Consider the following 16330-nt stretch of genomic DNA (forward strand, 5'->3'; position numbering starts at 1 on the left):
TGGCCTGAGATTGTTTGGCACGTTTTTGCTCAAGTGTCTTCTTGAGTTCTTCTTTATGCTTTTCTTCAACGAGAATATACAGGAAGTCTCCAGCATGAATCTCCGTTTCTCCATACGGGGTAATAATTTCATTGTTGCGTATGATCGCACTTATATTAGCTCGATTTGGAAATTGGACATCACGCAGCTTCTGTCCCACAATGACAGACTCTGCATTCGTCTGGTACTGTATCATTTCCGCCTTCGCCTTCCCCATTGATATAAGCTCAATCGAATGGTGCGGGACATCCTTTTTCGGCCCGACCAACTGCATCTTATTGGCTACATAATTGATGGTTGATCCTTGAACCAGTGCAGAAGTCAGTACGACGAAAAATACAAGATTGAAAATTCCCTGGCTGTTTTCCAAACCATCGACAATTGGGAATGTTGCAAGCACAACCGGTACAGCGCCCCGCAACCCTGCCCAGGAGATGAACAGCTTTTCTTTGACCGTATAATTCATTTTGATCAAGGAAAGAAAAACCGCCAGTGGTCTTGCGATAAGGATAAGAACGATGGAAATGAGCAAGCCGTTAAGGATGATACCGGAGGAGAAAAGCTCCTGCGGGAATACGAGCAGCCCGAGGATTACGAACATGAGAATCTGTGCCATCCAGGCAAACCCTTCATTAAATTGGAAAATGGAATAACGATAAGTCAATTCACTGTTGCCAATCACTAATGCTGCCACATATACAGCTAGGAACCCACTTCCTCCTATATAGGCCGTCACGCTGTAGGTCGCAAGTGCAAAGGCAACCGATAGTACCGGGTAGAGTGCACTAGAATCCAGTTTGATTTTGTTGATGGACAGAGATGCTAATTTTCCTAGACCGACACCAAATAGAATGCCGATGCCCATCTGCAGGAAAAATTCCGGGATCAGTATCCAAATGGAGGTCCCTTCTTGGGTGATCAGTTGAATGAGGGAAAGGGTCAGAAATACGGCCATCGGATCGTTTGTTCCTGATTCAGCTTCCAATGTTGCTCCCATTTTAGCTTTAATATTTCTTTCCTTTAAAGAGGCGAATACGGCTGCAGCGTCTGTAGAACCAACGATGGCACCGAAGAGAAGACTTTCCAGCAGAGTAAAATCGACAAGGAAATAAACAGCTATCCCCACCATCAGGGAAGTGAGCAGAACACCAATGGTAGCGAGAGACAAAGATGGCAGCGCAACCGAACGGACCGTCGCCCATTTTGTATGTAGACCACCTTCAAAGAGGATGATTACAAGTGCAAAAACACCGATGGTCTGCGCGGTTTTGGCATCATCGAAATATATAATCCCCAGCCCGTCGCTTCCGAACAGCATCCCCACCATTATGAAAAGAATCAGAGCAGGTATGCCCCAGCGACTGGAGAATTTAGCGACGAGTACACCGCTGAAAAATAAAAGAGCGGTTAATAACAGGATGGTATTTGGTCCATAAGAGTCAAAAAACATGGAATTTTGGATGCTCCTTAAAAGGTCATATAGTAATTGTGGAAAGAAAGAGGCAAAAGAGATGATACATTTAGATTATCGGAATTTTTTTATAAAATCAAAGTAAATGCTCAACGTTTCACTCTCTTTTTCGAAGCCACTTTTGAATCCAAATCGCCGCCTGGGCCCCTTCCCCCATGGCTACCGTCGCAAGCTGAGAATGAATAGATACATCGCCTGCAGCAAACAGACCCTCAATATTAGTAGCGGTTGTTCTTGTATCCGTCATTACCGGTCCGCTGCCTTTCACAATGGCTCCCAGCTTTTCTGCAAGAGCCGTCACAGGGCGGCTTCCCCCCAGGGCAAGAAATGCTTTTTCCGCTCTCAATACTCTCCCTGAATCCAATTTCAATCCTGCCATTATTCCATCCTTCTGCTCAATTTGGTCTACTTTCCCTTGTATGACAGGAATTGCTTCCATTCTCGATAATTCTTCAAAAACCGGTGATATTTCCTTTGATAAGTGATCAATGACTATTAAGTCTTTCGTCCAATACATAAGTGTCTCGGCCATGCGGGCTCCTGCGTCTCCTGAGCCGATGACAACCGTCTTTTTGTTAGTGATTTCATACCCGTCACAATCCGGACAAACATATATAGAACGACCGAGGCATGGAAAGAGACCGGCTATATCGGGTAAATTATCTTCCACTCCCGTGGCGAGCAAAACAGTTCTTGACTTATATCGTACCCCTTCTCTCGTCTCCACTTCGAAACTCCCTGACTCCTGACTTAAGGATACGGCCATGGTTTCCTTCCGTTCTACACTGTAACGTGCAGCCTGTAACCACCCATCCTTCCTTAATTCCTCCCCACTGATCCCCTCCGGGAAGCCGAGAATATTATTGTATTGCCGGCATAAGGAAGATCTTCCACCGCCAGCATCAATGATTAAAACTTTTCTTCGGTACCTTCCCAACATGATGCTGCACTGGAGGCCGGCTATGCCGCCTCCTATTACGATACAATCATACATTCCACCATCTCTCCTTTTTCTTTTTAACGTTCCCGGCAGCAATCCATTTTACTCGGTTTGTACGAATAGAGGGATTCCCTCCTTTCAATCCATCCGGACGCCCTTTATAATGAGAAAGAATGAATTTTAACTAAAGAAAAGGTGTTAACAGATGAGTTTACTCACAGTAAAGAATTTAAGTCATGGGTTCGGGGACAGAGCAATCTTCGAAGACGTATCCTTCCGCCTGCTTAATGGCGAACATATAGGGTTGATCGGTGCAAACGGGGAAGGTAAATCAACCTTCATGAATATCATTACCGGAAAACTGGAGCCGGATGCCGGCCACATTTCATGGGCAAAACGGGTCCGGGTCGGTTATTTGGATCAGCACGCCGACTTGGAACAGGGAATGACCATCCGCGATGTCTTGCGGACCGCCTTCCAATACCTGTTTGATATGGAAGAAGAAATGAACAGCCTGTTTGCAAAAATGGGAGAAGTGGATCCTGAGGAACTGGAGAACCTTCTAGAAGAAACAGGTGTATTACAAGACGCATTGACAAATAACGATTTCTACACGATTGACGCAAAAGTGGAAGAAGTGGCTAATGGACTCGGTTTGGATGAAATAGGTCTTGACCGGGATGTGCACGATCTAAGCGGCGGCCAGAGAACGAAGGTGTTACTTGCAAAGCTTCTATTGGAGAAACCGGATATTCTTCTTCTTGATGAGCCAACCAACTATTTGGATGTGGAACACATCGAATGGTTGAGGAATTACCTGATTGAATATGAGAATGCATTCATTCTCATCTCTCATGACATCCCATTCCTGAACAGCGTGGTTAATCTCATTTATCATATGGAAAACCAGGAACTTTCCAGATACCCTGGTGATTATGATGAATTTGTTCGTGTATATGAAATGAAGAAACAGCAGCTTGCCTCCGCCTATAAGAAACAGCAGAAGGAAATCGCTAACTTAAAAGACTTCGTCGCACGTAATAAAGCAAATGCCGCAACAAGTAAGATGGCAATGAGCCGCCAAAAGAAACTGGATAAAATGGATGTCATTGAATTGGATGCCGAAAAACCAAAGCCGAAATTTGACTTCAAACAGGCTCGCACACCCGGCAAGTATCTATTCCAGACAAAGGATCTCGTCATCGGCTATGACGAACCTCTATCACGGCCTCTCAACTTATCTATGGAACGAGGCCAGAAACTTGCCCTTTCCGGTGCTAACGGAATTGGAAAAACGACCCTCCTGAAAAGTATTCTCGGAGAGATCAGTCCTGTTTCCGGATCGGTCGAACTCGGCGAGCATCTTCATATCGGTTACTTTGAACAAGAGCAGAAAGACATTGGCAGTCAAACGTGCATCGAAGAAATATGGGAGGAGTTCCGTCACTTCACTCAGTATGAAGTAAGAGCTGCTTTAGCAAGGTGCGGACTCACCAGAAAACATATCGAAAGTAAAGTTCAAGTGTTAAGCGGTGGAGAGAAAGCCAAAGTCCGACTCTGCAAGTTAATCAACAAAGAAACGAACCTGCTTGTACTTGACGAACCGACCAACCACTTGGATGCCGATGCTAAAAATGAACTGAAACGGGCATTAAAAGATTATAAAGGAAGCGTACTCCTCATCTCCCACGAACCTGAGTTTTATCAGGACATCGTCACGGATGTTTGGAACTGCGAAGACTGGACAACTAAATTATTTTGATTAGAAAGAAGCTTCCTTTAACAAGGAAGCTTCTTTCAGTATTTGGAGAAAGTTTAGGCGGTCAGGAAATTCAATCCAAAAACCATAACCAGGTTCACCAGCCGTCTCCTTAAAACTTCTTTAACAAGCTTCATTTCTTCACCTGTGAAACCCGGAACCAAGCATATAAGAGGAATGGTATAAGGAATTTGTGTTATATTACGTATGCAAATTCCAAGGAGGGATACTACCATGTCTGTACATGAAAAAAAGAAGCAACAACTGTTAGAAGCAGCACACTTCCGCTATGCGACAAAGAATTTCGATCCAGATAAAAAATCTCCGATGAAGACTTTCAATTTCTTTTAGAAATCGGCAGACTTTCCCCAAGTTCATTCGGGTATGAACCTTGGCGTTTTGTCGTTGTTGAAAGCGAAGAACTTAGACAGAAGATTAAGGAGACTGCATGGGGCGCATACGGAAAGCTGCCGGATGCAAGCCACTTTGTCCTTTATCTTTCCAGAACGGGAAAGGACACACGATTCGACTCGGATTATTTGAAAGATCAGTTAAAGACAGTAAAAGGTATGCCGGAAGAACATGCTCAAAAATTCATAGGCAGAATAGAAGAATTCCAGAAGCAGGACTTCCAATTAGATACAGATCGCGCCCTACTTGACTGGGCAGGTAAACAAACCTATATTGCATTGGGAAATATGATGACAGCAGCGGCTGAGATCGGGATTGATTCTTGTCCAATTGAAGGGTTTCCGATAAAAGCAATGCACGATCTTCTTGAAGAAGAAGGACTTCTGGATAATGGAAGCTTTGAACTGTCTGTCATGTGCGCTTTCGGTTACAGGAACGAAGAACAACCGAAAAAAACACGCCGCCCAATCGATAATGTCGTAAAATGGATCTAATAAATGTTACAGGGATTTTCCTTATGTAGGAAAATCCTGTTTACTTTCTCCCTCTCTTAACATAAAACTCAACCAAATGTCTCATTGACGGATAAAATCTTATAGTTGTATCATACAAATATAAAGTTGTAACATACAACTATTTATTCAAGCATGCCGTTGAAAAAGTTTCTTTACGGCAAATCAACCAGCTATGAAAGAAGGTTACATCATGTGTGGAATTACAGGATGGGTCTCATGGACCCGTTTATTAGGGAATCAAGAGAAAACACTGAAAGAAATGACAGAATCCATTACTCACAGAGGACCGGACGCCGACGGTTTTTGGCTTGATGGACATGCCGCTTTCGGTCATCGTCGTCTGATTGTCGTTGATCCGGAAGGCGGCCTCCAGCCGATGATTTACGAAGCAGACGGAAGTAAAGTCGCCCTTTCCTACAACGGGGAAATCTATAACTTCCAAGAGCTTCGTGAAGAGTTGACAGTGCTTGGTCACACCTTCCAAAGCTCCTCCGATACGGAAGTCCTCCTCCATTCCTATCTGGAATGGGAAGAGAACTGTGTCCATCATCTGAACGGGATCTTCGCTTTCGCTATTTGGGATGAACGCAAAGACCAACTGATGTTGGGACGTGACCATCTTGGCGTAAAACCACTTTACTTCGCCAACAGGGATGGAGAAATTATTTTCGGATCCGAATTGAAAACTTTATTCGCTCACCCTTCCATCGAACCTGTTATTGATAAGAACGGTTTATCTGAAGTATTCGGGCTCGGGCCGATCCGCACGCCGGGACAAGGTGTCTTCAAAGATATCGAAGAAGTACGTGCCGGCCACTACGTTCTTTTTACGAAAGATGAGCGTCACACGGAACGATACTGGAAGTTGGAAAGTAAAACACATGAAGATGACCTGGATGAAACGGTCGAGAACATCAAGTGGTATTTGGAAGATACGGTAAACCGCCAATTATATGCGGATCGACCTGTCGTCTCTATGCTGTCCGGCGGCCTGGATTCCAGCGGATTGACAGCCATTGCATCTAAACAGCTGGAGAAGACCGGGAACACACTTCATACGTACTCTATGGATTTTGAAAACAGCGACGACAGCTTTGCTCAGGATTTCCTGCGCGTAGACAAAGACGAGCCATGGGTCAAGAAAGTAGCCGAACATGCAGGTACAAACCATGAATCGATCATCCTTGACGCTGAGTCTCTTGTGAACAACTTATTAGTTCCGATGAGAGCAAGAGATCTTCCGGGTGTCGGAGAAATTGAAACCTCTCTTTACCTCCTTTTTAAAGAAATGGAAAAAGACGCAACGGTTGCTCTATCCGGTGAATCTGCGGATGAGGTGTTCAGTGGGTATCCATGGTTTCATAAAGAAGAATTTCTTGATGCAGACACGTTCCCTTGGTTATTGAACATGCAGGGGATATCCGGCATCCTTTCCGACGATATGAAAGAAAAATTAGACATTCCCGCCTATCAAAAAGCACGCTATCAGGAAGCACTCGAAGAAGTGCCGACGCTTGATAGCGAAACAGAGACACAGGCAAAACAAAGACGTATGTCTTACATGTTCATTACACGCTTTCTCCCTTTCATGCTGGATCGAAAAGACCGTTCCAGTATGATGACAGGCTTTGAGGTACGCGTTCCTTTCTGTGACTACCGACTTGTAGAGTACCTATGGAATGTACCGATTGAAATGAAGAACGTAGATGGAATAGAAAAAGGAATTCTGCGCCGTGCCCTTGCCGACTATTTGCCGGAGGATGTACGATACCGCAAAAAGAGTGCCTACCCAAGTACGAAAGATGAAGAATATTTGGCAGGGGTGAGAAACTGGATGCTTAGAATCCTTGATGATCCTGATTCTCCTGTCCTTGCCTTTATCGATACGGATAAAATTCGCAGCATTGCAGAAGAAAAAGCGACGGATATCGATGCCAATGCTGCTAAATCTCTATTCGACTATTTGATTCAGATCAATGAATGGATGAAGGAATACGACATTAAAGTAGAACTATGAAGAAGGAAAATCCCCACTGCTTAAGCAGTGGGGATTTTTAGTAATTTATTGATAGTTAATGATGGACGGGTTCGGATCCATTTTCAATACTTCTTCTGCGGTCAGTACCGGCTCGTCTTTCTTATAAAAGACTTTGAATCCACCATATTGAACGGCCTCATTCCGAACAAATTTGCGGTATAGACTCATCTTCGTTCCAGCGGCTCCCCATCCGTCATAGTTTAGCGCAACTTCGACATTATCCGTGGGCTGGATAGCGTCCTTATTAGTCAGAGCCTCGTCCATAAACTGGTGAACAAGTACGATTTTATCAGGGAGATTGTTCTCTTCCACCATGTTCGATATGTATTCTACCGCCTCCTGAACTTCCGCACCATCGACCTGTCCCAGGTTAATTCCGGGTGTTTCTCCTTCAGCAACGTGGAATTCCGTATCAATTGCTAAATGTACATTCGGCATTTTAAGCCATTTCTCTATCAATTTCACTTGGTTCATAACCGAATCTGTGCCAAGTTGCACATCAAGCATTAATAGTGCATCGTTCTCTTCCGCCAGTTCTGCATAACGGTCAATATCTTCCGGAGAAGTCATGTGAAAATATTTTCCTTCTTCGCCCGGATTGCGCTGTGCCACCGTAGTGATCAGCTCAATCATTGGTATGGCCGGCCGCTCAGGATCCGCATCGGAATAAGCCTGTGTCTGCTCCTTCAATTTGCTCATCAGTGCTTCCGGCTCCATTTCTCCAAGAATACCCATATTCTCAGAGTTTGGGTGACCATAGTAAGCTACAATTCTATGATCTTTCAACGGTCCATCCGATTTATCTTCTGCACCCTTAACAAGCGTCTGCCCTACAGGCACCATACGTTCCCGTTCGCCGCCATGCGCCTGAACGGCCGGCATCTTCTCTTTCTCCTCTTCGGTGAGACCATCAGCAATCGGCTCGGACCCTTCTGCTGGTTCCAATGCCTTGTAAGGAGTTTCAGGTTCTTCCTCTTCCGGCTCCGCTTCTTTCTTTTCAACTTTCTGGTCCGTTTCCTCATCGGCCGTCTTTTCGTTATTCGTTGATGCCGTATCTTCCGAGCACGCAGCAAGGAAAAATGCAACGACAGCCAACAACAAAAGAATACTGAATTTCTTCACTATTTGTCACTTCCTTATGTAATTTGTTCCAAAAACTTTCTACATTTTAACACAGGATGAAATATTTTGTGGCTGGTATTTGAAATTGAACAGAAAGTCTCATCTATATTCCCCCTTCCTAATTCAACCAACTCTACCCTTCACAACAGTGCACAAAACAAAAAGAAGACGTGTCACGCCTTCTTTTCCGAATAAATGTGCTGGTCTTCACAGAGGATACAGGATTCAAACCAGCTGCCGCTTATAAATTTCTTCCTTAGTACGAAGATCGACTGCGTCAACAACCATTTCCAAAACAGCATCATCTTTCATTGATTTCTGCCCCCACAACCTTATGTAAAAGTCTGACCGATGATCGTGGAAAGCAACCTCTACATTTCGAATGCCTTCTTCTTCCTTTATTATACACTCCTTAAATTCCATAACCTCCCGGGGCTGACTTAATAAATATTGGCGCAAGACCGCTTCTAACTCTGGAAAAACGAGTACTCCTTCCACCAACACTTTTTGCTCGAAATCATCCCATTGATTAAAATGGTGAACAGTGATTTGATCCATAAAACTGACCTCTCCTTTCTGCTGTGGAAAACTGATTCCCTTAACGGACGATAGGCAAACCTATCCCTATATAGCTCCATACCTAGTTATATCTAACCTCTATAATGATCAGATAATTAAGAAAATTCGTTCTGGACTGCATTACACCAGCAGAAATGGCATGTGTTTTATGGATGACCACATCGTATCATACAGGAAACTTTAATTTGGACAAAGATTTATTGTAAGATTTCCTCACAAAAATATAGCACATTTTGTAAATAACTGTTGTAATAATAGCATAGCTAACGACAGGATCTTCTCCTTTTAGTTTAGACATTTATCCTATCAGACGTGAGCTAACACCTATCCGTACTTGGATGAGTCTATTACACTCACAGGTTCATCGGGTGACTGCGGATAAGGTATCCTCCTTTTACCCTCGATAGGCAGCCCTCCAACCGAATCGATGCGAACGTATCGAAAAAAAGCAAAGACACAGCTTCACCCCTGCGTCTTTGCTAACTCTTTAACTATTTACTTCTCTTCTATTCTTCCCGGAGTAGAACCAACCGCCTATTGCCACCCCTAATAGAACCGTCCAAAAAGTGATGGTCCAGGCCGCTCCATGTGCAAAATGCTCGTTGAGAACACCAACGTTTTCATGAGAAAGTGTAATAACAGCAAGTTTCACACCAACCCATGCGACAATAAGGTAGGCTGTAGTTTCCAGAGACGGCCGCTTATCCAGCAGTTTAACAAACCAGGTAGCAGCAAATTTGATTAAGATCAATCCTGCAACACCGGCGGCAAGTACAACCAAAAATTGACCGCCGTCCATTCCTCCGATTTCCGGTAGGGGGGTATTAGGCAATGCTAATGCGAGAGCCACAGCAGCAAGTATAGAATCAATAGCAAACACTAAATCCGCTGCACCAATTTTTAAAACCGTCGGCCAGAACCCTTGTCCGGAAGACAACTCTTCCTCTTGGTCTTCTTCTTTTTTACCAATAATATTTTTCAGACCTAAGTAGATGAGGTACACAGCACCGACAGCCTGAACCTGCCAAACGTTTGCAATAAATGAAATAACAAAAAGTGCGATAAACCGGAAGATAAAGGCACCAATAATTCCATAGTTAATGGCCCGCTTTTTCTGATCATCCGGCAAGTGTTTGGCGATAACGGCAAGCACAAGGGCATTATCCGCAGACAACAAACCCTCTAAACCAATGAGGATAACCAGGGTCCAAGCATATTCTATCCATAATGAGTCCATTTTTCCCCTTCTTTCCTTATGCCCCACATAAAAAACCCTTGCATCGTTTGCAAAGGTTCAGCTTTCTGCACGTATCCGCATTCTGCATATGTCTTATGAAAATGGCAGGACTCTGTGGGAGCATGCTCCTTTGATGAATATAAGAACTATATCAACAAAGACCTGGATGGTCAATTCGAATCTTCACCATTACCCACGAGCATTATTTAGAAAATGTTATTGTCAACCGTAAATTCAAGGATGACAGCCGGACACAAGAGATAGGACTTATCGAATGGACCTGGATGGTGGCCGCTCCCGTAACCGTATGTCGCTTGACCAAGGCGGTATCCTAACCAGGGATATAAGTCTCCTGCTCGTGATATTAAATTCTTTCACTTTTTGATCACCTCTTCTCTTTAACCATATGGTCCGTCCATTCAAATGGTTAAGCTTTTAAAAAAACCGTTTCCCGAGGTCAGGAAACGGTTTTCCTCTATTGAATCTGGAGTGTCACATCATCTATATGAATGTGATTACTTCCGCAACGTCCCCCATCAAAAGCTTAAGGAAAGTCGTTTTCTTTTAAGACGAAATCGATTTCGTAACGGAAAAAATTTTACCGGTTAAACGAATTATTCTTAATGGTTTCTTTATACCAGTAAAAGCTGTCTTTCTTCGTTCTTTTGAATGTTTCAAAGTCTACGTGAATGATCCCGAACCGCTTATCATATCCTTCCGCCCATTCAAAATTATCCAGGAGCGACCATACAATATAACCGGCGATCGGAACTCCGGATTGAATGGAACGATCCAGTGCGGTCAAATGCTGCTTTAAGTAATCAATCCGCTCCTGATCATGAACTCTTCCATCCTTGACACCGTCATTGTAGCATGCGCCATTTTCCGTAATGTAGATAGGAACATTCCCGTAAGTTTGATGAATATCCGTCAATGCTTTATGAAAACCTTCTGCATAGATCGGCCACCCTATATCCGTTCTTCTTTCATCAAGAGGAACCTCCTCTACTTGAAACATCCCGCCATCTTCATGGTAACGACCGAGACTCCCTGTGTAAAAATTGATTCCCATAAGGTCGATAGGCTGGGCAATGGTATCCATATCCCCTTCCATCAACCGGAGATGTGCCCCCTGTTCAGCGAAAAGTTGGACTAACTCTTCTGGATATGATCCTTTGAATACAGGATCCATGAACCATTCCTTCTGCCACATCATCCCGAGCTTACAGGCATGAACATCCTCCTGTTTCCTAGTATATGGTTCAAGCCAGCCGATATTTGGAGCGTAGCCGATTTCCCCGTCCGGAACCTCTTCCCGGAATGATTTTACCGCTTTCCCATGTGCAAGAAGCAAATGGTGAGAGACATCCACCGCCGCCTGCAGATCTTTTTTCCCGGGAGCATGTACACCCAAGAAGTTAGAAAGAAAGGATGCACACCAAGGTTCGTTGATTGTTAACCACTTCTTCACGCGGTTTCCGAATAATTGGAACATGCATGTCGCATATGTATCGAACGCATCAACGGTAGATCTGCTTTCCCATCCGCCGTTTTCCTGAAGATATTGAGGAAGATCCCAGTGATATAGGGTGACCATCGGCTCTATACCTTCTGCAATAAGTGCGTCAACAAGGGAAGCGTAATAGTCGACCCCTTCTTTATTTGGGATTCCTGTTCGGTCTGGAAATATCCGCGACCATGAAATGGAGAAACGGTAAAGATCGACGCCTAGTTCTTTTAAATGTCGGACATCCTCCCTGTATAAATGGTAGCTGTTACATGCACGGTCACCGGTGTCCCCGTTTTTTACGTTGCCTGGCGTATGGGAAAACACATCCCATATAGAAGGGGTACGGCCTCCTTCTTCCACCGCACCCTCGATTTGATAAGATGCCGTGGCGGCACCCCATTTTAAGCTTTCAGGAAACTTTATAGTTGTCATGCTATCCCCTCCATAAATAATGACTCAACGTTCGATTGTCGTTGCCCGCGGTACCAGTTCAGGGTCTACTTTTACTGCCTGAATGGCATGATCTGATTTCATTAAATCTTCCAGCATATATGCAGAAAGTTTTCCAAGTTTCTGTTTATCCTGCTTTACAGTGGTAAGCGGCGGATCACTATACCGGCAAGCCTCGATATCATCGCAGCCGACCAGCTGTATATCATGAGGTACGGAGAGTCCGTGTTCTTTTATGGCTTTTAAAGCACCAAGAGCCATCATATCAGAAGCGGCGAATACGGCTTCCGGAAGCCTTCCTCCATTCAGAATCTTCTTCATCGCGTCATACCCGCTGTCTTCAAAGAAGTCCCCATAATGGATCCAGTCCTTCTCTACGTTCAGACCAAATTGGTTCATAGCGTCCACGAATCCGATATTACGGATACTGGATACTAAAGAGTCTTGTTTCCCTCCGATGTAAGCAATATTCCGAACCTGATTTAAATACAGATATTCCACTACATTAAAGCCGATTTTTGCATTATCTGTCATGATGTAACTGGAACGGGGGCCTTCCAATTTTAAATCGATTCCGATACAGGGGATGTCGCTTGCTGCGATCTCGTGGACCGCATCTTCAATCTCATCTCCAGCAATAATCAAACAACCATCGACATGGAAGTGTTTGCATCTTTCCAAATACTTGCTCTCCCCTTCATAAATCTTTTCATTTGAGAAGAGCAGTAAATCATACCCAAGGGCGCCTACCGTTTTCTTAAAAGAGTTGACGACCTCGTTAAAGAAAGGGTGCTTGAAATCTACGTTGATTTTCCCCGCATAGATCAGACCGATCAAGTTGGATTTCTTTGTAGCCAGTGATTTGGCTGAAAAAGTGGGCTGATATTTCGTATCTTCGATGATTTTAAAGACTTTCTGCCTTGTTGAATCACTGATGCCACCGTAATTATTAATAATTTTTGATACAGTAGCCGGTGATACACCGGCCATCTTCGCGATATCCCTGATCGTTAAATCCATGGTTTTGTATTCTCTCCTTAGACACTTTCCTGTAAAAACTATGTTTCTATTGTATCAACAATTGGAATATTTAACATATGGATCGATTACTTTACCGATCCTTCCGTGATACTGGATATAAACCATTTATTAAAGATAAGGAAGATGATGATCAACGGAACGGTCGCCCAGAATACGCCTGACAATAACATACCGAAATCCACCCGGAATGCATTGTTCAAGGATGCCAGAGCGACTTGCAGCGTGTAGGAAGACGGGTCTCTTAAGACGGTGAACTGCCACAAAAACTCTCCCCACACAAGAGTGAATACGATTATTCCAAGTGTAGCAAATGCCGGTTTAATAATCGGAAGGACGATACTTCGATAAATACGGAAGTTTGAGCAGCCGTCCAGTTTCGCAGCCTCCATAATTTCATCCGGAACCGATTCACTGATATATTGGCGCATAAGGAAAATGCCAAGCGGATTTAACAGAAACAATACACCTGCACCGAACAATGTATCTAACCACCCAAGCTGCGACACAAGGTAATATTGAGGGATCAATCCCAGTTGGGGAGGGATGACCATCGTCAGCAGGATACAGATAAAGAAAAAGTTCTTGCCCGGGAAGTTGAATTTAGCAAACGCGAAGCCTGCTAAAGAACTGATTATCAAGACAGCAAGCGTAACAGTCGTACATAAAAGGATCGTATTCCACATCGCTTGAAAGAATGGAATGGTATCCAACACTTTGGTAAAGTTTTCGACCAGTTGATCCCCTGGTAACAGTGTCGGAGGGATCGAGTTATAGGCAGCACTCGGTCTCGTTGCCATAACAAACATCCAATAGAATGGAAAGAGAGACAGCAAGGATGCCAAGCTCAGTAATATATATATCGGGACTCTTCCGCCTTTCCCTTCTGCCGGTTTTCTCATTTAAGACACCTTCCTTTTCTTCTCACGATTGAATCCTGAGGTTAACCACGTATTGATGGCTGCTGCTGCAATGATGATGATCAGTAAAAGGACAGCCGTAGCCGATGCTGTACCGAAAGAACCCAGATTAAAAGCATCCCTGTATAAGTACATGACCACTGTCATCGCTTCATCACGACTAAAGGCAGAAGATCCGAGGAATACTGTCGGTTCTGCAAAAAGCTGCAGGGCACCAACCGTAGACATAAAGACGGTTAACAGAATGAACGGTTTCAGCAATGGAATCGTAATATGGAAGAATTGCTGCATCTTCCCTGCACCATCAATGGTGGCAGCCTCATACAGATCCTTTGGAATACTTTGTAGACCTGCCAGGTAAATAATGGTGTTATATCCTACCCATCGCCAGAAAACCATCAGAGCGATTGCGATCTTCGCCCCCCATTCCGATGTTTTCCAACTTACAGGATCGATACCGAAAAGACCGATAAAGTAATTGGCAAGAGCTGTTTCGCTGCTGCTGAAAAACACACCGAATACGAGCGCAACCGCAACCATAGAAGTGATATACGGCATAAAGATCGTCACCCGGAAGAAGTTAGTGAACCGGATGACGGCAAGGTTCAGGAAGTAAGCTAGAATGATACCGACAATCAGCTGTGGCGCAGTGCCCATCAATCCAATAATTACTGTATTATAGAGTGACTTCCAAAACAGCGGATCCTGTAGAACAATTATAAAATTGCTCATTCCTACAAACTCCATTTCACCCAGACCATTCCACTTTTGAAAAGCAAGAACGATGCTGAAACCTGCAGGATACAAACCTATAATGCCAAATATGATAAAAAAGGGAGCGATATAGAGATACCCGGAAAGCATATCTTTCTTCTTCTCGGACATGTGACTCGTCTTCGCTCGGGAGACTCTCTGTTGCTTCTCCACACTCTCCATCCAATTTCCTCCTTCGTTATGTAAGGCAGGCTGAACAAGTGCTGTCCAGCCCGGCCTCCTTCATCGTTTCAAAAGATCATTGATCCGTTTCACGGCTGCATCCCATTCTTTCTCCGGATCAGCACCTTCCTGGACATTCTTCAGGGCTGTAAGCACTTCGTTGTTTACGGTCACATATTTAGGACCTTTGTAAACTTCTGGAATTTCCTGTGCTGCTTCAGCGAAGTAAGCGGCTGTATTTTGCCCTCCAAAATATTCGTCCTCATTATTGGTGAACGCTTCCATTTCATACGTATCCGGTGTGGATGGGAATAAACCGCTCTCCGTAAAGGATTTCATTTGATTTTCTGGTGATAACAACCATTGAGCAAAGTCGTAAGCTTCCTCCTTATAATCTGTTTCAGCCGGCATCGCTACGTAGGATCCGCCCCAGTTACCTGCAAACTGTGTAGGCATAGTCGTCACGCGCCAATCCCCTTCCGCATCGGGTGCATTTTCTGTCATGTATCCTTTCAACCATGCAGGAGCCAATTCTGCTGCAAAACTCCCCTCATTTAAGGCGTTCGCCCACTCAGGTGTCCACATATCAAAATTAGAGACAACCCCCATATCATTTAACTCCACTGCATAATCATAAGCCGCTTTGACACCGTTATCGGATTCTTCAATAAGAAGTTCGCCATCCCTGTTGAAGTAGCTGACCTCGAGAGCGTCCATGTTGGCACGGAATGCCATTTCCATACTATCGACCATCGGTTTATTGGTCTCTTTCCATATGGTCTCTGCTGCTTCTTTGAATTTTTCGGGAGAATCGATCATGGCAGTCACTTCATCCGGATCCGTAGGCAGACCTGCTTCTTCAAAAATCCCGGTATGATAATACATGGCTTTCGGGCCGATATCCGTAGGCAATCCAAACAAAAAATCTCCGTCGCCGTTCTCTGCCATCTTCCATTTCCAATCTAAGTATTTGCCTTCCAGATCTTCTGCGCCTAAATCATAAAAATTGACGAATCGATCCTGCGCTTCCCTATAACGGTCCAGCTGATCGATTTCAATCATTGTCAGATCCGGTGCGCCGGTTCCAGCGGATATAGCTGTAAATAAGCTATTATGATGGTCTTCTAACTCAGAGTTTTTTATGTTGATTTTCACGTCAGGGTTCTCTTTTTCATATTCTTTTGCAAGATCTTCATAATTGGTTGCACCAAAAACCCAGAAATCAAGGGTTACTTTACCTTCTCCCGAAGCAGAATCATCTCCTCCACTGCACGCATAAAGAAAAGTAGTCAACAATAATAACATTGCAATCATCCAACTCTTTTTCAACTTCATTCCTCCTCTGAAATGCCATTAACGAAACCG

General features: G+C 44.1%; 12 protein-coding genes and 1 pseudogene. 3 read left to right on the plus strand and 10 right to left on the minus strand.

What is annotated here, in order from left to right:
* A partial coding sequence (locus D479_RS17855) for a potassium/proton antiporter (RefSeq protein WP_008639837.1) occupies nucleotides 1–1489 on the minus strand: 1489 nt, incomplete at its 3' end.
* A gap of 118 nt (nucleotides 1490–1607) precedes the next feature.
* Nucleotides 1608–2504, minus strand: a complete 897-nt coding sequence (locus D479_RS17860; RefSeq protein ID WP_008639838.1) for an NAD(P)/FAD-dependent oxidoreductase — start codon at nucleotides 2502–2504, stop codon at nucleotides 1608–1610.
* Nucleotides 2505–2655: 151 nt separating this feature from the next.
* On the opposite strand from D479_RS17860, the gene D479_RS17865 reads away from it, so the two are divergent.
* The 3 genes and pseudogenes from D479_RS17865 to asnB all read left to right on the plus strand — a co-directional run bounded on the left by D479_RS17865 (nucleotide 2656) and on the right by asnB (nucleotide 7152).
* On the plus strand, nucleotides 2656–4212 hold the full coding sequence (locus D479_RS17865; protein WP_008639841.1) for an ABC-F family ATP-binding cassette domain-containing protein: 1557 nt from the start codon (nucleotides 2656–2658) through the stop codon (nucleotides 4210–4212).
* 231 nt (nucleotides 4213–4443) lie between these two features.
* Nucleotides 4444–5114, plus strand: a pseudogene (locus D479_RS17870) (NAD(P)H-dependent oxidoreductase).
* A gap of 211 nt (nucleotides 5115–5325) precedes the next feature.
* The gene (gene asnB / locus D479_RS17875) at nucleotides 5326–7152 is read left to right on the plus strand and encodes an asparagine synthase (glutamine-hydrolyzing) (protein ID WP_008639847.1); all 1827 of its coding nucleotides are present in this window, start codon (nucleotides 5326–5328) and stop codon (nucleotides 7150–7152) included.
* Between the two features lie 45 nt (nucleotides 7153–7197).
* Here asnB and D479_RS17880 read toward each other — a convergent pair whose 3' ends face one another.
* From D479_RS17880 to D479_RS17915, 8 genes are all read right to left on the minus strand, one after another.
* Nucleotides 7198–8295, minus strand: a complete 1098-nt coding sequence (locus D479_RS17880) for a hypothetical protein (protein WP_008639850.1) — start codon at nucleotides 8293–8295, stop codon at nucleotides 7198–7200.
* Between the two features lie 225 nt (nucleotides 8296–8520).
* A complete protein-coding gene (locus D479_RS17885) occupies nucleotides 8521–8853 on the minus strand; it encodes a hypothetical protein (RefSeq protein WP_008639852.1) in 333 nt (110 codons plus the stop codon).
* A gap of 508 nt (nucleotides 8854–9361) precedes the next feature.
* On the minus strand, nucleotides 9362–10111 hold the full coding sequence (locus tag D479_RS17890; protein WP_008639854.1) for a TerC family protein: 750 nt from the start codon (nucleotides 10109–10111) through the stop codon (nucleotides 9362–9364).
* A 598-nt stretch (nucleotides 10112–10709) separates the two neighbouring features.
* Nucleotides 10710–12053, minus strand: a complete 1344-nt coding sequence (locus tag D479_RS17895; RefSeq protein WP_008639856.1) for a GH1 family beta-glucosidase — start codon at nucleotides 12051–12053, stop codon at nucleotides 10710–10712.
* A 24-nt stretch (nucleotides 12054–12077) separates the two neighbouring features.
* The gene (locus D479_RS17900) at nucleotides 12078–13133 is read right to left on the minus strand and encodes a LacI family DNA-binding transcriptional regulator (protein ID WP_255358519.1); all 1056 of its coding nucleotides are present in this window, start codon (nucleotides 13131–13133) and stop codon (nucleotides 12078–12080) included.
* A gap of 44 nt (nucleotides 13134–13177) precedes the next feature.
* Nucleotides 13178–14011 carry a carbohydrate ABC transporter permease gene (locus tag D479_RS17905; RefSeq protein WP_008639859.1) on the minus strand — a complete coding sequence of 278 codons (834 nt, stop codon included), beginning with the start codon at nucleotides 14009–14011 and terminating at the stop codon, nucleotides 13178–13180.
* Complete coding sequence (locus D479_RS17910) at nucleotides 14012–14965, minus strand: sugar ABC transporter permease (protein WP_008639861.1); 954 nt, start codon at nucleotides 14963–14965, stop codon at nucleotides 14012–14014. It lies immediately after the preceding gene.
* A 60-nt stretch (nucleotides 14966–15025) separates the two neighbouring features.
* Nucleotides 15026–16300, minus strand: a complete 1275-nt coding sequence (locus D479_RS17915) for an ABC transporter substrate-binding protein (protein ID WP_008639863.1) — start codon at nucleotides 16298–16300, stop codon at nucleotides 15026–15028.
* Nucleotides 16301–16330: the final 30 nt, after the last annotated feature.

The sequence above is a fragment of the Halobacillus sp. BAB-2008 genome (assembly GCF_000328325.1).
Taxonomy (GTDB): Bacteria; Bacillota; Bacilli; order Bacillales; family Halobacillaceae; genus Halobacillus.